2 tRNA genes are annotated in these 277 nt (G+C 46.9%); both read left to right on the forward strand.

From position 1 onward, the window contains the following. The first annotated feature begins 49 nt into the window (after positions 1 to 49). A tRNA-Ile gene (locus CWC04_RS19210) sits at positions 50 to 126 on the forward strand. Between the two features lie 67 nt (positions 127 to 193). Further along, positions 194 to 269: transfer RNA gene (locus tag CWC04_RS19215), tRNA-Ala, on the forward strand. Positions 270 to 277 lie beyond the last annotated feature (8 nt).

A 277-nucleotide genomic window follows, 5' to 3' on the forward strand; every position in this document is an offset into this window, starting at 1 on the left:
TGTCCACACAGATGATTGTTAATTGTAAAGAGAACAACACTTATTGTTTGGGTCTGTAGCTCAGTTGGTTAGAGCGCACCCCTGATAAGGGTGAGGTCGGTGGTTCAAATCCACCCAGACCCACCACTTCTTCTTAATCTTATCACTAAGGTTAAAACGAAGTCGGATAACAAACAATAAGACCAGCATATGTGGGGCTATAGCTCAGCTGGGAGAGCGCCTGCCTTGCACGCAGGAGGTCAGCAGTTCGATCCTGCTTAGCTCCACCACTTTACTT

It is taken from the genome of Pseudoalteromonas sp. S2893 (assembly GCF_005887105.1).
GTDB lineage: Bacteria > Pseudomonadota > Gammaproteobacteria > Enterobacterales > Alteromonadaceae > Pseudoalteromonas > Pseudoalteromonas atlantica.